The organism is Thalassorhabdus alkalitolerans (assembly GCF_042656525.1).
Lineage (GTDB): Bacteria > Bacillota > Bacilli > Bacillales > Marinococcaceae > Thalassorhabdus > Thalassorhabdus alkalitolerans.
Genome location: NZ_JBHSOZ010000005.1, coordinates 197,067 through 213,300, shown reverse-complemented (window position 1 = coordinate 213,300; position 16,234 = coordinate 197,067). Strand labels below are relative to the sequence as shown.

General features: G+C 41.6%; 15 protein-coding genes. 10 read left to right on the top strand and 5 right to left on the bottom strand.

What is annotated here, in order from left to right; translation table 11 throughout:
• Window positions 1-73 precede the first annotated feature (73 nt).
• Entirely contained in the window at window positions 74-844 is a 771-nt protein-coding gene (locus tag ACFPU1_RS11905; protein WP_385941408.1) for a tRNA threonylcarbamoyladenosine dehydratase, read from the top strand.
• 48 nt (window positions 845-892) lie between these two features.
• Here the strand turns inward: ACFPU1_RS11905 and ACFPU1_RS11900 are convergent, their stop codons facing one another.
• Together ACFPU1_RS11900 and ACFPU1_RS11895 are read right to left on the bottom strand one after the other, a co-directional pair.
• On the bottom strand, window positions 893-1,513 hold the full coding sequence (locus ACFPU1_RS11900) for an RsfA family transcriptional regulator (RefSeq protein WP_100398244.1): 621 nt from the start codon (window positions 1,511-1,513) through the stop codon (window positions 893-895).
• A 269-nt stretch (window positions 1,514-1,782) separates the two neighbouring features.
• Window positions 1,783-3,060 carry a replication-associated recombination protein A gene (locus tag ACFPU1_RS11895; RefSeq protein ID WP_385941404.1) on the bottom strand — a complete coding sequence of 426 codons (1,278 nt, stop codon included), beginning with the start codon at window positions 3,058-3,060 and terminating at the stop codon, window positions 1,783-1,785.
• A gap of 188 nt (window positions 3,061-3,248) precedes the next feature.
• Between ACFPU1_RS11895 and ACFPU1_RS11890 the strand changes: the two genes are divergently transcribed.
• The 9 genes from ACFPU1_RS11890 (at window position 3,249) to ACFPU1_RS11850 (ending at window position 11,588) form a co-directional block, all read left to right on the top strand.
• Window positions 3,249-3,950 carry a YczE/YyaS/YitT family protein gene (locus tag ACFPU1_RS11890; RefSeq protein ID WP_385941401.1) on the top strand — a complete coding sequence of 234 codons (702 nt, stop codon included), beginning with the start codon at window positions 3,249-3,251 and terminating at the stop codon, window positions 3,948-3,950.
• Window positions 3,883-4,302 carry a cysteine metabolism transcriptional regulator CymR gene (cymR, locus tag ACFPU1_RS11885; protein WP_054635536.1) on the top strand — a complete coding sequence of 140 codons (420 nt, stop codon included), beginning with the start codon at window positions 3,883-3,885 and terminating at the stop codon, window positions 4,300-4,302. Before ACFPU1_RS11890 ends, cymR begins: the two co-directional genes overlap by 68 nt.
• Before the next feature lie 106 nt (window positions 4,303-4,408).
• Window positions 4,409-5,557 (top strand): cysteine desulfurase family protein, encoded by a 1,149-nt coding sequence (locus tag ACFPU1_RS11880; protein WP_385941398.1) that lies wholly within the window; start codon window positions 4,409-4,411, stop codon window positions 5,555-5,557.
• A 17-nt stretch (window positions 5,558-5,574) separates the two neighbouring features.
• Entirely contained in the window at window positions 5,575-6,696 is a 1,122-nt protein-coding gene (gene mnmA, locus ACFPU1_RS11875; RefSeq protein WP_385941395.1) for a tRNA 2-thiouridine(34) synthase MnmA, read from the top strand.
• Window positions 6,697-6,777: 81 nt separating this feature from the next.
• Window positions 6,778-7,437 carry a tetratricopeptide repeat protein gene (locus ACFPU1_RS11870; RefSeq protein ID WP_054635535.1) on the top strand — a complete coding sequence of 220 codons (660 nt, stop codon included), beginning with the start codon at window positions 6,778-6,780 and terminating at the stop codon, window positions 7,435-7,437.
• Window positions 7,438-7,452: 15 nt separating this feature from the next.
• Window positions 7,453-9,759 (top strand): SF1B family DNA helicase RecD2, encoded by a 2,307-nt coding sequence (gene recD2 / locus ACFPU1_RS11865; protein WP_385941392.1) that lies wholly within the window; start codon window positions 7,453-7,455, stop codon window positions 9,757-9,759.
• Window positions 9,760-9,910: 151 nt separating this feature from the next.
• On the top strand, window positions 9,911-10,105 hold the full coding sequence (locus ACFPU1_RS11860; RefSeq protein WP_054635534.1) for a hypothetical protein: 195 nt from the start codon (window positions 9,911-9,913) through the stop codon (window positions 10,103-10,105).
• Window positions 10,106-10,120: 15 nt separating this feature from the next.
• Window positions 10,121-10,318, top strand: a complete 198-nt coding sequence (locus ACFPU1_RS11855; RefSeq protein ID WP_054635533.1) for a hypothetical protein — start codon at window positions 10,121-10,123, stop codon at window positions 10,316-10,318.
• Window positions 10,319-10,511: 193 nt separating this feature from the next.
• On the top strand, window positions 10,512-11,588 hold the full coding sequence (locus ACFPU1_RS11850; RefSeq protein WP_385941387.1) for an AI-2E family transporter: 1,077 nt from the start codon (window positions 10,512-10,514) through the stop codon (window positions 11,586-11,588).
• Here ACFPU1_RS11850 and ACFPU1_RS11845 read toward each other — a convergent pair.
• From ACFPU1_RS11845 to ACFPU1_RS11835, 3 genes are all read right to left on the bottom strand, one after another.
• Window positions 11,566-12,477: a proline dehydrogenase family protein gene (locus ACFPU1_RS11845; protein WP_385941384.1), complete on the bottom strand. Its 912-nt coding sequence runs from the start codon at window positions 12,475-12,477 to the stop codon at window positions 11,566-11,568. The genes ACFPU1_RS11850 and ACFPU1_RS11845 overlap by 23 nt on opposite strands.
• Window positions 12,478-12,733: 256 nt before the next feature.
• On the bottom strand, window positions 12,734-14,284 hold the full coding sequence (gene pruA, locus ACFPU1_RS11840) for an L-glutamate gamma-semialdehyde dehydrogenase (RefSeq protein WP_385941381.1): 1,551 nt from the start codon (window positions 14,282-14,284) through the stop codon (window positions 12,734-12,736).
• Window positions 14,285-14,537: 253 nt separating this feature from the next.
• On the bottom strand, window positions 14,538-15,944 hold the full coding sequence (locus tag ACFPU1_RS11835; RefSeq protein WP_385941378.1) for a sigma-54 interaction domain-containing protein: 1,407 nt from the start codon (window positions 15,942-15,944) through the stop codon (window positions 14,538-14,540).
• Window positions 15,945-16,234: the final 290 nt, after the last annotated feature.

The following is a 16,234-nucleotide window of genomic DNA, read 5'->3' as shown; positions in this document are numbered from 1 at the left end:
GAACAAACCCGAGGGGGAATCCCCGGGTTTTTTATTTTGTCACCGCATGAAGATAAAGGGAGAGGAGAAAAGCATGTTACACCAATTTTCGCGAAATGAGTTAGCTATCGGACAAGAAGGGCTGGAGCTATTAAAAAATAAAACTGTAGCTGTGCTTGGAATCGGGGGAGTAGGTTCTTTTGCAGCTGAAGCACTGGTTCGCTCAGGCGTAGGACGAGTAGTGTTGGTAGACAAGGATAATATAGATATTACAAATGTAAACCGCCAGCTTCACGCTTTACTTTCCACTGTCGGACAACCGAAAGTAGACGTGATGAAGGAACGACTCTTAGATATTAATCCTGAGTGTGACATTGTTGCCTTAAAAATGTTCTACACAGAAGAGACCTATGAAGCTTTTTTTGAACATGGGCTTGATTTCGTTATTGATGCTTCCGATACCATTTCCTATAAGGTACATTTAATGAAAGAGTGCTTAACAAGGGATATTCCTATTATTTCAAGCATGGGTGCTGCAAACAAAATGGATCCGACGCAGCTGAAAGTTGTAGATATTTCCGAAACATCTTATGATCCGATGGCACGAGTGATAAGAAGAAAGCTTAGAAAAGAGGGAATTTACGGGGGAATAGATGTAGTCTTTTCAGAAGAGTCTCCTATTCAGATCAAAGAGGAAGTAAGAAAAGAAATTGCTCCTGAAAAGGCAGAAATACGAAAAGCAAAGATCCCTCCTTCTTCCAATGCTTTTGTTCCTTCGGTAGCTGGATTAATCGCTACGGGCCATGTCATGAGCCGCCTTTTGGAGCCCATTGAAATTCAGAGATATGATAAGGAAAAAGGGTAACCCGGACAAACGGGTTACCCTTTTCACTCTTCACTATGGTTTCGCTGCCTATTCCGCTTTGGCGATTTTTTCAAGGTTACCGTTTTTATCCATCCGGAAACTGGAGGTCATGTTTCTGTCTTCGTCACCTAAAAAAGCCATCCGGCGAGCACGGTTCATAATTTCAATAAGTGATTTATAATCTTCTTCTACTGAAGTATATTTTTCTTTTAGTTGCTTTAGTTCATTTTGATAGGAAGTAATTTGTTTTTTTAAGGCAGTAATTTCCTCTTTTAATTGACTGTTTTCCTGGTTAACAGCGTATCTATCATTTGACTGGGAGGAAAGAGAAGATAAATAGGTAATAACCTTATGCAAACTCATCTCTTCTTCCATGGGAGGAGAAAAACTGGTCTGGGGAGAAGAAAAGCTCTGCGGGGCTACTGCTTGAATAGCAACCTGTCGCTGTCTCTGCTTTCTTTCCCGTTTAGCCTGTTGGATCGCATTATCGTATTGGTTTCTTACCACTGCATTCCATCTGAAACCACATGCAGCAGAAGTTCTGTTTAATTCGTCTCCGACTTCATCAAACGCACGGAGCTGAGTGCTTCCGTTTTTAATATGCTTGAGAACTGTTTCAGCTAATAATAGATCGTCTTCATGGGACCATGCATCTTGCCTGATTTTCACAATGATCACTCCTTATATGCTTTCAGGATTTAATATATAAATTTGATGTAAAATAAGAGATACAAAAATGAATATAGCAGTCAGGAAACACCTTATTAGTCTCTTAATGTAGACAAACATTTCTTTTTTTATACCTTTTTAGACAGGTATTCCCCTTATATAAGGAAAACTTGAAGAGGAAGACTGGGTATGCTCGGGTATTTTAGCTTCTACTATTATGATGTTTCATAAAAAAACGTGACCTGGCAGATTGCCAGATCACGTCTTTTTTATTTATGTTTAGGCTTGAGCTTTACATAGATCTCTTGTAATGTCTGTTCGAATTTACTATTGTCTTTAGGATGATAGTATTGTTTATATTTTAACTTATCTGGAAGGTACTGCTGAGAAACCCACCCATTTGTATAATCATGGGGATATTTATAGGTAACCCCTCTTCCAAGCTTGCTCGCTCCCTTATAGTGGGCATCTTTCAGATGAAGGGGAATCTCAGGGGTGGCTGAGTCAAGGAGATCTTGTCTTGCCGCATCCAGAGCTTTATAGGCTGAATTAGATTTCGGTGATAGACAGAGTTCAATAATAATATTGGAAAGAGGAATACGTGCTTCCGGGAAACCTAAACGTTCAGCTGCCTCAACTGCAGCCAGGGCTCTGGGCCCTGCTTGGGGATTGGCCAGTCCAATATCTTCATAAGCTGTTACGATTAGTCTTCTCCCGATGCTCACAAGATCACCTGCTTCAACAAGACGGGCAAGATAATGAAGAGCTGCATCGACATCGCTTCCGCGAATTGATTTCTGGAAGGCAGATAAAACATCATAATGACCGTCTCCATCTTTGTCATGAGTGAAGCTTTTCTTTTGTATACATTCCTCAGCCGCTTCTAATGTAATGGGGATTTCCCCATTTTCATTTTGAGGCGTGGAAAGAGAAGCAAGTTCCAGGGCGTTCAATGCAGCCCTCAAATCACCTCCGCTGGCTGTGGCAAGGTGGTTTAGAGCTTCCTCATCGACTGCTACCGGCATTTTTCCTAACCCGTTTTCTTTATTTTCGACGGCTCTTTTTAATGCTGTTTTAACGTTCTCTTCGGATAAAGGCCGGAGCTCAAAAATCTGAGATCTGCTTCGAATAGCTGGATTTATTGCATGATAAGGATTAGCTGTAGTGGCTCCTATTAAAATAATCAAGCCTTTTTCCAAATGAGGAAGAAGAAAATCTTGTTTGGTTTTGTCTAACCGATGGACTTCATCCATGATAACGATCAGCTGGCCGCTTATCTTTGCTTCTTCTACTGCAATCTCCATATCTTTTTTGTTATTGACCACAGCGTTAAGCATTTTAAAAGAGGTGTCTGTACTGCCGGCAATTGCCCGTGCAATAGATGTTTTCCCTGTGCCGGGAGGACCATACAAAATCATGGATGAGAGCTTGCGAGCGTCAACCATTCTCCGCAATAGCCTGCCTTTTCCTGTAATGTGTTCCTGCCCTAGAATCTCCTCAATGCTTTGAGGGCGCATACGGTAAGCGAGGGGCTGGTTTTTCCTCATCTTCTTGCCTCCGTTCTGTACATCGAACATTAGTTCTATTCTAATTCCTTTTAATATCTTTGTAAACATATAAAGAATATCGGAAACAGAATCATGCAATTTGGTATTTATCCATGCTATAATAGCAGGGAATTCATAGGGACGAAAAGTGTTATGTGCAATTTGAGACAATAGAGAGAAGGTTTACCATGGAAGGGATAATGGGGAAAGCCCAGCTTTTAACTTTAAGGTGGCTGATCTTTATGATTGGCTTAATTATTATGTCTTTTGGTATTGCCTTGATGATCCGGGCCGAATTAGGAAGCGCCCCTTGGGATGTCCTCCATATAGGACTTACTCTTCAATTTGGGTTAACAGTGGGAACATGGAGCATCATTATGGGGATATTTATCATTGGATTCACGTCTTTGCTGACAAAAGAACGTCCTCAGCTTGGCGGAGTCGTTAACATGGTGCTTGTCGGGGTTTTTATAGATGTCTTTCTCTTTGTACTCCCGGCAGGAGGAACTTTTTTATGGCAGCTTCTAATGCTGCTTGGCGGTATCATTGTCATTGCTTATGGAATAGGTTTGTATATTGCTCCAAATTGTGGTGCTGGCCCGAGGGATAGTTTGATGCTTGCCCTGACTCAAAAGACAGGCTGGAAGGTATCACGAGTTCGGGGCATTATGGAAATCGTTGTTTTAACAGTCGGCTGGCTCCTGGGAGGACCAGTTTTTCTGGGGACAATATTATTTTGTTTTGGAATTGGAGCAGTAGTGGGCATTACACTGCCACAATGCCAGCAGTTTGTTGATCGATTGATTAAAAGAGGTGGTATGGATGAAAATTTCAACAAAGGGACGATACGGGCTGACCATTATGATGGCGTTGGCAAAGAAGTACGGTGAAGGGCCTGTTTCTTTAAAGTCTATTGCAAAAGAGCATAATTTATCAGAGCATTACCTTGAGCAGCTTATTGCTCCGCTTCGCAATGCTATGCTTGTAAAAAGCGTTAGAGGCGCCTATGGTGGCTATATGCTTGCAAAAAGCGCAGAGGAAATTACAGCAGGTGATATTATTAGGGTGCTTGAAGGCCCCATTAGTCCTGTGGAAGTTATGGAAAATGAAGAGCCAGCGAAACGAAATCTCTGGATTCAAATTCGAGATGCGGTGAAAGAGGTCCTTGATAATACCACGCTTCATGATTTAGCCACATATGAAGATAAAGGCGATCAGGAATACTTTATGTTTTATATTTAGATAATAATAGAAAAAATGAAATAGACTGCTTTACATGAACAGTCTTTAGTCAATACTTGCAAGAAAACAGGCAGTTCATGGTGATGAAGGAGGGTATGTAAAAATTATGAAGCCGATATATATGGACCATGCTGCCACCAGCCCGGTCCGGGAAGAGGTAATTGACGCAATGCTGCCCTTCATGAAAGAGCACTTTGGAAACCCGTCCAGCATTCATCAATTTGGAAGACGATCACGTCAAGCATTAGATGAATCAAGAAGGACGATTGCACAATCTATTGAATCCTCTCCAGAAGAAATCATCTTTACAAGCGGCGGAACAGAAGCGGACAACCTTGCTTTAATAGGTTATGCGGAAGCCAATCAAGGAAAAGGGAAGCATATTATTACCACTCAAATTGAGCATCATGCTATCCTTCATACTTGTGAAAGACTTGAAAATATGGGGTATGATGTTACGTATCTCCCTGTTTCTGAAGAGGGACTTGTCTCTGTACAGGAAATAGAATCATCTCTCCGGGAGGATACAATTCTAGTTTCGATTATGTATGGTAATAACGAAGTGGGTACTCTCCAGCCTATTGAAGAAATAGGGGCCTTATTAAGGGAAAAAGAGGTAGCCTTTCATACTGATGCAGTTCAGGTATACGGTCTTCTTCCTCTTACTATGAAGACTTTGCCTGTGGATATGCTGTCTGTGTCCTCGCACAAAATTAACGGACCCAAGGGGACAGGCTTTTTATATGTCCGTAACGGGATAAATATCTCCCCGACTGTGACGGGGGGCGAACAAGAACGGAAACGACGGGCTGGAACAGAAAATGTTCCGTCGATTGTAGGCTTTGCCAAGGCTGCTGAGCTGGCCGTTAAGGAACAAGAAGAGCGATGGAACAAATACAGACAGTTAACTGATCTTTTTCTGGACCGCCTTGAAGAGAAGAAAGTAAGAAGATATATTAATGGAAATAGAAAAAAGTCACTCCCTCATATTCTAAATCTCAGCTTTCCTAAGATAAATGTAGAGTCCATGCTTGTAAACCTGGATTTAGCCGGGATTGCTGCTTCTAGTGGTTCAGCCTGTACGGCGGGATCTATTGAACCATCTCATGTACTGGCTGCAATGTACGGAGAAGGAGAAAAACTTTATTCTTCAATTCGGTTTAGCCTTGGGTACGGCAATTCCGTGGAAGAGATTGAGCACGTTACTGAGGAGTTGAAAAAGGTTACTGAGCGTTTGAGCGCTCAGGCTGAATGAAAACGGGGTGAAAGAACATGAATTCAACAAAAGAAAAGTCACCGGAAAATACCCGTGTGGTCGTTGGGATGTCCGGAGGTGTAGATTCTTCTGTGGCAGCCACTCTTTTGAAGGAACAAGGATATGAAGTCATCGGTATTTTTATGAAAAACTGGGATGACACCGATGAAAATGGTGTGTGTACGGCTACAGAAGACTATGAGGATGTTATCCAGGTGTGTAACCAGATAGGCATTCCATATTACGCTGTGAACTTTGAAAAGCAGTATTGGGATAAAGTATTCACCTACTTCCTTGATGAATACAAAGCAGGCCGGACACCTAACCCTGACGTCATGTGTAATAAAGAAATTAAGTTTAAAGCATTTCTAGATCACGCGATGTCTCTGGGAGCGGATTATCTCGCCACCGGTCATTATGCTCAAGTCCGCAGAAGCAAAAGCGGGAAAGTAGAAATGCTCCGCGGAGTTGACGACAACAAGGATCAGACTTATTTCTTAAATCAATTAAACCAGGAGCAGCTAAGCAAGGTGATGTTTCCACTTGGCCATCTGCCCAAAAAGGAAGTCCGGGAAATAGCGGAAGACCGAGGGCTCGCTACAGCAAAGAAAAAAGACAGTACGGGCATCTGTTTTATTGGAGAAAGAAATTTTAAGGAGTTTTTACAATCCTTCCTGCCAGCCCAGCCTGGAGAAATGCAGACACTCAACGGCGAAGTAAAAGGAACTCATGAGGGATTAATGTATTATACCCTTGGACAAAGGCAGGGGCTTGGTATTGGCGGAGCAGGAGAGCCATGGTTTGTTCTCGACAAGGATCTGGAAAATAATATTCTATTGGTAGGCCAGGGCTATCACCACGAAGCGTTATACTCTGAAGGCTTGTATGCTTCAGAGCTGAATTGGATCACTGGGAAGGAATTCAATGAGCCGTTTTCGTGTACAGCGAAATTCAGATACCGCCAAACTGATGAAAAAGTTACCGTCCACCCTCTGGAAAACGGAGAGGTAAAAGTGATATTTGAGGAAGCTCAGCGTGCGATTACTCCAGGCCAGGCCGTAGTATTTTATGACGGTGATGTGTGCCTGGGCGGAGGTACAATTGAACGAGCCATTAAAAGGGAAAGCGTGCACTCTTAAGCGTTTTCCCTTTTCCTCTTTCATCGTACAGATGTAAAAGGATAAATTGAAAAGTTCTTTGATGAAGAAAGGAGAAGTACCATGCATGAAAATGAAAAAGCGAGACAAGCCCTGCAGGAAGGAAATATGGAGGAAGCGGCAAAAGCATTACATAAAGCTATTGAGGAAGATCCAAACGATCCGGTTAACTTTATTAATTTTGGTAACCTCTTAGCCGGCGTGGGAGAGGAAGACAGGGCTCTGCAGTTTTATCAAAAAGCACTAGAGCTGGATGAAAATGCTGCTACTGCCTATTACGGCTCAGGCAATGTATTATATAATCAAGATAAAATGGCAGAGGCTCTTACCATGTACCAGCAGGCATTAAAAGCAGGTTTGGATGATCCGAATTTACATTATATGATGGGGCTTGTGTATTATCAGTCTGGAAGGATTCCAAGGGCCCTGGCTTCACTGAAAAGGGCTCTGGAGCAGAATGAAGGGGATACAGAAGCGCGCTTTTACTATGGTTTATGTCTGGCCCAGTCGGAGCAGATAGAAGAATCCATTTTGGAATTTGAGCGAGTGATCAATGAAAATGAAGAGCATGCAGATGCCCATTTCAACCTTGGTGTGGCAATGATTTACCAAGAGAAAGCAGAAGAAGCGCTGAACCATTTTGAGAAAGCTTTGGAGATCCAGCCAGATCACATGCTTGCTGCCAACGGGAAAAAAAGAGTAGAAGAGCTGCTGGGAAATTAAGTGGAGGAAAAAGTAATGGTGGATCATTCTTCTCAATTTAATACAGAGGAAGAAGACCGTCCCTATATTCGGGGCAGTGTCCTTCATCTTATCTTTCGAAACGACGATAATGGCTACACAGTAGCAAAAGTGAAGGTGAAAAAGGCCCAGCCTTCTGTGGAAGGTGACACGGTTACCGTGGTCGGGTTTTTTCCAGTCATTGAACCAGAAGAAACGTATGAATTTGAAGGATCTTTCAAAGAGCATCCACGGTTTGGGAAACAGCTCCAGGCAGAATCATATCGAAAGGATATTCCTACAGAAGAAGAAGCTGTTATCTCTTATTTATCCAGTGACCGTTTTACGGGGATTGGGAAGAAAACAGCTGCGTCGATTGTACAAAGCCTGGGTAATGATGCCATAAATAAAATCCTTGATAATCCAGACGTTTTAAGGGAAGTACAAGGATTAAACGAAAAAAAGCGTACTCTCTTATTTGATCAATTGATGGAAAATCAGGGGATGGAGAGGGCGATGCTCTTACTGACCCGTTATGGCTTTGGCCTTGATCTTGCAGTCAAGGTTTATAATACGTATAAAGACCAGACCTTGGAAACTGTTCAGAATAATCCTTATCAACTTGTCTGGGATGTAGAAGGAATTGGCTTTCATAAAGCAGACAAACTGGGAAGAAAGATGGGAATTAAGGATAATAACATGGAACGAATTAAGGCAGGTGTGCTGTACGCCCTGTACGAGCATACTATGCAGGACGGTCACGTGTATATGCCACAGCATCTTCTTGAAGAGAAGTCTGTTGAACTTCTTAGTGAGGAATCAGAAGCTATATCAAAAGATGAAGTGTGGAACGGTCTTCTGGAACTTGCTGAAGACGGAAAAGTTGCTGTTGAGGATGAAAGAGCTTATATTACCTCTTTATATTTTGCTGAAAAGGGATTTGTCACGAATGTCCGGAGATTATTAACAAAGGACGAAGAAGATCCATTCCCAGAAGCGGAATTTTTAAAAGCATTAGGTGAAGCAGAGGAACGGTTTACCATTGAATATGAAAATCAACAGCGTGAGGCTATACAAAAAGCCATACATTCCCCCCTTATGGTCCTAACAGGCGGCCCCGGGACAGGCAAAACTACTGTTATACGTGCCATTGTGGAAATATTTGCTAGTCTGCATGGGTACTCTTTAGATCAAAACGATTACAAAAATGATGAACCCTTTCCAGTCCTTTTGGCAGCACCGACTGGACGGGCTGCAAAACGAATGAAAGAATCGACAGGACTACCTGCCACCACTATTCACAAATTGCTGGGCTATAAAGGAGAAGCGGAAGAGGAAGGCTTTGAAAAAAGTGAAGAGCAGCCATTAGAAGGAAAACTTCTTATTATTGATGAAGTGTCCATGGTCGATATGTGGCTTGCCAATCAATTGTTTAAAGCAGTTCCAGATGACATGCAGGTGATCTTAGTGGGTGATGAAGATCAACTTCCCTCTGTGGGTCCCGGACAGGTGTTGGGGGATTTGATTCATTCCGAATGCGTCCCTGTTGTCTCCTTGTCAGTAGTTTACCGGCAGGCAGAAGGGTCTTCCATTATTGATTTGGCTCATATCATAAAAAATGGTGAATTTCCTGAGAAGCTGGAACAGCCTAAAAGTGACCGGAGGTTTTTTCCTTGCGGAAAACACCAGGTAGCACAAGTGATTGAACAGGTCTGCGAGGGGGCAGTGCGACGGGGCTACAAACCAAAAGAAATACAGGTGCTTGCTCCTATGTACAGGGGGCCTGCGGGAGTGGATATGCTAAACGAAGGCCTCCAAGAACTGTTTAACCCGGCAAAAGAAGGGAAGCGTGAAGTGCAGTTTGGTGAAAAGATATACCGCACTGGGGATGTTGTTCTTCAGCTTGTAAACAACCCTGAAGAACAGGTCTTTAATGGGGATCGTGGAGAAATTGTAGCGATATTTACGGCAAAAGAAACAGTCGATAGGCAAATTCAAATCGTGATTTCTTTTGATGGAATAGAGGTAACATACACAAAACAAGATCTTAAACAGATTACGCTTGCTTATTGTTCCTCAATTCATAAAGCCCAGGGGAGTGAGTTTCCCATCGTTGTTTTGCCAATGGTGATGTCCTACCGTCGAATGCTTAGAAGAAATCTTATTTATACAGCAGTCACAAGGGCAAAGGATTACTTGATCCTTTGCGGGGAAAGCAGGGCACTGGAATTTGGCATCAGCCAGCATAATAAGGACAGCCGTTTGACTCGTTTGAAGGAAAAGCTCCAGGAAGCCCTGCTGGAAGATACTCACCAGCATGAGTAATCACTTTTTGTCACATTCTAAACATACTCCGAGTAGTTGGAGTATGGAGAAAAGGAGATTCACTGGATAAATAAGTATATAATTCCAGCAAAGAGGACATGATGGTTACCAAAAAGAGGCTGTAGAGAGCCTCTAGGTAGAGGTGACTGTAATGAAATGTCCCAATTGTAAGCGCAAAGACCTGGGGAAATTAAGCGCAAACCAATATTATTGCTGGAATTGTTTTGTTGAATTAACTGTCATTGATGGTGTTTGCTCTTTATACCAAGTGGAAGAAGACGGCTCTTTAAGTTCTTTGGATGATCTATTTGAAGAAGAAGAGATGAAAATAGAAGCTGAAGGGTAAAGGAGGCAAAACAGCATGCGCACAACAATGTGGACTTCAATGCTTGCCTTAGGGGTAACCTCTGCGGCATACGCCATGACGAAAGGGCGAAGAAGAAAGAACATGTGGCAGCGTATGATGGAGCCAATGATGAATTTCGATGTCGAAGAATGGATGCCGGCTCGAAGCTCAGCAATGCAGCGTATCAGACGAAGAGTAAATAAGGCTATTTAACAAATATATGCACTCTTTCCTGCAGGAAAGGGTGTTTTTTTTGACCTTTGGGAGTTTGTTTCCGATGAAGAAAGACAGGAGCGTTAAAGCGGCTTCAGGATGTTGTCTATTTGCTGGCATATATCAAGTTAATTTAGAGGGAGTACATACTTTTGTAAAAAAAAGTCATGCTAGGAAATAGAGGTGGTGAAAGGTGGAAAGGAAGAAAGAAACAATCTGGGTTCTTAGAATTTTAATCATTGTTTTGATCCTGATAGGCTTTTATTTGTTAATGCTTCTCTCCCCCTGGTGGGTGGAAGGAGTAAAGAAAGCAGGAAAGATTCTTCTTCCTTTTCTTCTTGCCGGATTGATTACTTACCTTCTGCATCCATTAGTAGATAAGATAGAACAATGGAAAGTCCCAAGATTTCTTTCCATTCTCCTGATTTATGGTTTATTTATCGGCGGAACCGTGTGGGGAGTGATTAAGGGAGGGCCCTATTTATTTGATCAAGTGGAAAGTTTAATCACGCAGATTCCAGAGTGGAGTCAGGAGTTCAGTCAGACTATGACATGGATTCACCATAGAGCGGACCAATTCCCCCCGGCTCTTCATGATGCAATGGAAGAAGGAATTGATCGAGTAGAACAAAGTATTCAAAGAGGACTTGGTTCTTTGCTTGAAAGCTGGCAGCTAATGTTTGATGGAATGATTGTGATCTTTTTGCTTCCATTTCTTGTCTTTTATTTATTAAAAGATTTAGAGGCTTTTGAAAAAACAGTTGTTCAAATTACACCAAAGAAGTGGAGAGATGAGGGTCTTTTATTAGTAAGAGCAGTAGATGAAGCACTGGGTGGGTACATAAAAGGACAGGTACTTGTTGCTTTGGCAATAGGACTGATTACAACGTCAGCCTTGTGGCTTATCGGAGTTCCTTTCCCTGTTTTATTAGGGATTTTTGCTGCCTTAATGGAACTTATACCTTATTTCGGAGCATTCCTGGGAGCAATCCCCGCCCTCCTTGTTGCAGCTACAGTCTCATTCAGGGTGCTGATCATTACAAGTATTACCCTCCTGATTATTCAGCAAATCGAAGGGAATCTTCTTTCACCTCTAATAGTAGGTAAGAGCGTGCACTTACACCCCCTGCTTATTATATTTGCTTTACTGTTAGGATTTGAAGTAGCAGGTGTTCTTGGACTGATTCTGGCTGTACCTGTATTTGTTATTATAAGTAAAGTGATAAGGGCCTTTAATGAACAGAAAACTACCTGGAAAACAGCCCCTTAACTGCAAAGCTTACATTTTGAGGCCGTTCGGCAAGCCTGCGCATAAAGTAGCCATACCAATCATTACCGAAAGGAACATAGGAACAAAAACGATATCCTTCCCCAACCAATTGAAGTTGAAGCTCATTGCGGAAGCCATACAGCATTTGAAATTCAAATAGATCTCTTGGAATATTGTGATCATCCACAAATTTCTTTACTTCTTCGATAATTACATGATCATGGGTTGCAATGGCTGTATAGCTGGCATTTAAAAGATGTTTTTTTATTAGCTTTAAAAAGTTGGCGTCTATATCTTTTTTTGATTGCATGGCAACGGTGGGAGGCTCTTTGTAGGCTCCTTTTACTAACCTCAGCGGTATGCCTTTTAATGCATCGAGGTCACTTTCTGCACGGTATAAATAGGCTTGAATTACTGTGCCGACATTATCAAATTCTTTTCGGAGCTCTGCCAGAATTTCTAATGTTGTTTGATAACGGCCGTAGTCTTCCATGTCAATGTTTACAAACAAACCATATTCTTTAGCTTTACTTACTATGCTCTTCATGTTGTCTAAGCAAAGAGACCGGTCAATGTCCAAGCCAAGCTTAGTCAGTTTTAAAGATAGGTGGCAGTCAGTTTTTTCTAAAGCTATTGCTTGTAGTATTTTGATACAGTACTCTCGAGCTTCCGCAGCATCTTTTGCATCAGTTACATACTCACCTAAGTGATCAACCGTGCACAAAATGCCTTGTGCATTTAAGGATTTGACTGTGGACATGGCACTCTCAATTGTCGTACCCGCCACAACCTTGGAGGCCCCTAATCGAAGCCCCCATCTTTTGGCACTTTTATTTAACGTTTTACTTTGTGAAAGATAAAGGAAAAAACTTCTGGATACATTTTTCAATTACAACCCCTCCACGCACCGATGAATTTAAGTAACCATGGTATGAGTGAACAACTAGGGTGTCCTCAAAAGGCTCTTTTCAGCAGATATACACTTCACTTTTCATAAAGGCACAAGTAAATCAACATTTTTACGCTCACTTCATGTGCCTCCACGATATCCTCTATGCCTGCGGGTCTGGAGTCTACCTGTATTTCAGCCTAGGTTAGTTAAAACGATACCCTGTTTGCCTAATAGGACACCCCCTTTATATGTTCTAGAATTGGTCAGTCACAGTTTTTGGCTGCATAAATAAGAGAAGGTAATCAGGACCTCCGGCTTTAGAGTCTGTACCGGACATATTAAATCCTCCAAATGGCTGGTATCCTACAATAGCTCCTGTGCATCCGCGGTTAAAATAAAGGTTTCCAACCATGAATTCCTCACGGGCTTTCTCGAGGTGTTCCCTATTATTTGAAATCACAGCACCAGTAAGACCGTAATCCGTATTATTGGCAATGTCTAAGAGCTCCTGAAAATCCTTGGCTTTAGAGAAAGCCACAACAGGACCAAATATTTCTTCCTGCATAATTCTCGCTTCAGGCTCCACATCAGAAAAGACAGTAGGCTTGATAAAATACCCTTTTGAGTCGTCACCAAAGCCACCTGCTTTTAAGGTGCCTTCTCTTTTTCCAATTTCAATATAGTCCATGATCTTATCATAGGCAGCCTGGTCGTTCACCGGCCCCATGAAGTTATCAGGTTCTTCAGGGTTTCCAACAGTTAATTCTTTCGTTCGTTCAGTCACTCTGTTAAGCACTTCCTCATATACATCCTGATGTACAACGGCACGAGAGCAGGCGGAGCACTTTTGCCCGGAGAATCCAAAGGCAGAGTATACGATAGATTCAACGGCAGTATCAATATCACATTCACTATCTACAATGATCGTGTCTTTTCCGCCCATTTCTATGCTGGCCCGCTTGAACCATTTTTGCCCTGGCTGTACTTTAGCTGCCCGCTCATAAAGACGCACTCCTACATCCTTTGAACCGGTAAAATTAATAAAGGCTGTCTTTGGATGATCAACTAAAAAGTCACCAATTTCCGAGCCGCTTCCAGGGATGTAATTGACAACCCCTTTAGGCATTCCGCCTTCCTCTAAAGCTTCCATAAATTTGTATGCTATAACAGGTGTTGTGCTTGCTGGTTTGAGCAAGATAGTATTTCCGCAGACCATGGGGCCGACAGTCGTACCGGCCATGATGGCAAAAGCAAAGTTCCATGGGGAAATCGTTACACCCACACCGAGGGGGATGTAAGTAAACTGGTTAAACTCAAGTTCCTCCCTGCTATGAATAGGAACACCATTTTTCAATGTAAGAATTTGACGTCCGTAGTACTCCAGAAAGTCAATGGCCTCGGCTGTATCGGCGTCTGCTTCTTTCCACGGCTTTCCTGCTTCATATACGAGGTAAGAAGAAAATTCATGCTTTCTTCTTCTAACAATCGCTGCTGTTCTAAAAAGAACATTAGCCCGTGCTTCTGGCTTCCACTTTTTCCAAGATTCAAAGGCTTTCTGAGCACTTTGATGTGCTTTCTCTGCATGATCTTTTGTCGCTTTTGATACATAACCGACAATTTCTTTTTTGTCAGATGGATTTTCAGAAACTATTTTATCCTCCGTCATTACTCGTTCTCCGCCTATAATAAGGGGGTATTCTTTTCCAAGCTCCTGCTTAACCAATGTTAGGGCTTCACCAAACTCTTTTTTATTAGCGGGATTAGTAAAATCAGTGAATGGCTCGTGTCTATATGCCCATACCATGACAAATCAGCTCCTTTACGTTAATAAATGATTTCACCACTTAATAATGCAAAAAGCGTGCCAAAATAAAAAGCTTATAAAACAGTGAGGAAAAACAAGAAGAGACTGAAAAGTGCAAAAATATATTGCATTTAAGTGCAAATTTTTTTGCATAGAGGTAAAGAAAATGTAAGTTATAGAAAAACCTTCCTAGTAAAATTCCAAGAAGGCCGGGTAATCGAATGTGTAAACGAGGTAAAGGCAGACAACATTCCTAATCCTGTTTATTAATTTTGAATTTTTCAAGCTTATATTGAAGGCTTTGTCTGCTTATTCCTAGCTTTTTGGCTGATCTTTTTATATTATATTCATTATTTTGCAGTGCATGTTTGATCATGGACTTTTCCATTTCTTCAAGCATTTGAGGCATAGTGTTTCCGTTTTTTAATGAAAAGGGAAGGGTATTTTCATCTTTCAGGCTGTGGTGAGCAAACCTCATTTTATTCTGAAAGTGTGGTGGAAGATGAGAATGTGAAATTTTTTCTTCTTCAATAATTAAGTTCATAGCCCCTTCTATCACGTGCTCAAGTTCTCTGACGTTTCCAGGCCAATGATAGGAGTGGAAGGTCTCACGTACGCCATCGGTTATCCCGCTGACGTTCATTTGAAAAAGGTAGTTATATTTTCTTAAGAAAGCTTCCACCAATGGGAAAGTGTCATCTTTTCGGTCCCTAAGAGGCGGAATAAAAAGAGTAACGACACTTAAACGATAATAAAGATCCTTTCGTAAACGTCCTTCTGCAATTGCATCGATGGGGTCTTCATTAATAGTCGCTAGTATACGTGTATTTATGGGACGTTCTTTTGTTTCTCCTATCCTTGTTACCTTTCTTTCTTGAATGGCTCGCAGGAGCTTAGCTTGAAGAGAAGTGGGGAGAGAGTTAATTTCATCAAGAAGTAAAGTCCCTCCTTCAGCTTCTTCAAACAGCCCAGGGCGTTCAATTGCACCAGTAAAGGCTCCCTTTACTGTGCCAAAAAGTATGCCTTCAATTAAAGATTCTGGTAAGGCGGCACAGTTTTGAGTAATAAACGGCCCAGCTGCTCTCTCACTGCCACTATGGATGCTTTGAGCAAATAATTCTTTGCCAGTTCCAGTTTCCCCAACAATTAAAACAGAAGAAGAGGTCCTTGTAGCTCTCTTAGCATTTTCAATTACTTCTTTAAACGGTGGTGAATCACCGATTAGATTGTCAAATGTGTAGGTAGTGTTACTCTTACGTTTTATATTTTCTCTAATCAGCTTCTCCACCTGGGTGATGTCTTTAGCGATTTCAACAGCTGCAATGGTTTTTCCTCTTTTTTTTATCGGAAATATATTATTAATAGTGGTAATCTCTTCACCTTTATTGTTAAAATAGTTTTGTTTTTCATTGTGAAAGGATCTTCCATGGTGTAATGCTTGATGAAGCCTGCTGTCCAGTTTATTTTTAAATCGAAATACATCAGTAATTTTCTTTTTCGAAAAATCCTCCATGGTCATGGATTCAATGGAACGCATCTTTTTATTATAAATAATAGGCTTTGCCTCGGAATCTACAACTCTGATTCCTAGGTCAATATTATCCAGGATTGTTTGATGTATAAGGGGCTCGATTAACTCGCTCTTTATTTTTTCTTCCATTTCCTCACCTCGCAGGTATAGTTGTATGACAGGAGACTGCTGATGCAGAACAAAAGTGCAAAATTTTCAGTAAACGCAAAACATTTTGCTTTATTTTATAATTTACTCATTCACATGACAAGGGGAAATAACAGACGAGGCTCTGGCATATATAAGAAGGAAAGGATATAGTTGAAACTTGGCATTGTTCTTGCAATGATAGTAGACGTGATCAAAAGGGGGGAGTTTTGTGGAGTACACGCTAACTGCAGCAACATGGTTTTGGTTGTTAGTGCCAATGCCGCTGCTCA

What these genes read in the sequence shown, in the direction of transcription:
- pruA (WP_385941381.1), bottom strand. Translation starts at nt 14,284, where the DNA reads ATGGTATGGGCATATAGACACGAGCCATTCACTGATTTTACTAATCCC.
- ACFPU1_RS11895 (WP_385941404.1), bottom strand. Translation starts at nt 3,060, where the DNA reads ATGAGGAAAAACCAGCCCCTCGCTTACCGTATGCGCCCTCAAAGCATT.
- ACFPU1_RS11905 (WP_385941408.1), top strand. Translation starts at nt 74, where the DNA reads ATGTTACACCAATTTTCGCGAAATGAGTTAGCTATCGGACAAGAAGGG.
- ACFPU1_RS11880 (WP_385941398.1), top strand. Translation starts at nt 4,409, where the DNA reads ATGAAGCCGATATATATGGACCATGCTGCCACCAGCCCGGTCCGGGAA.
- ACFPU1_RS11835 (WP_385941378.1), bottom strand. Translation starts at nt 15,944, where the DNA reads ATGGAAGAAAAAATAAAGAGCGAGTTAATCGAGCCCCTTATACATCAA.
- cymR (WP_054635536.1), top strand. Translation starts at nt 3,883, where the DNA reads ATGAAAATTTCAACAAAGGGACGATACGGGCTGACCATTATGATGGCG.
- mnmA (WP_385941395.1), top strand. Translation starts at nt 5,575, where the DNA reads ATGAATTCAACAAAAGAAAAGTCACCGGAAAATACCCGTGTGGTCGTT.
- ACFPU1_RS11855 (WP_054635533.1), top strand. Translation starts at nt 10,121, where the DNA reads ATGCGCACAACAATGTGGACTTCAATGCTTGCCTTAGGGGTAACCTCT.
- ACFPU1_RS11870 (WP_054635535.1), top strand. Translation starts at nt 6,778, where the DNA reads ATGCATGAAAATGAAAAAGCGAGACAAGCCCTGCAGGAAGGAAATATG.
- ACFPU1_RS11890 (WP_385941401.1), top strand. Translation starts at nt 3,249, where the DNA reads ATGGAAGGGATAATGGGGAAAGCCCAGCTTTTAACTTTAAGGTGGCTG.
- recD2 (WP_385941392.1), top strand. Translation starts at nt 7,453, where the DNA reads ATGGTGGATCATTCTTCTCAATTTAATACAGAGGAAGAAGACCGTCCC.
- ACFPU1_RS11860 (WP_054635534.1), top strand. Translation starts at nt 9,911, where the DNA reads ATGAAATGTCCCAATTGTAAGCGCAAAGACCTGGGGAAATTAAGCGCA.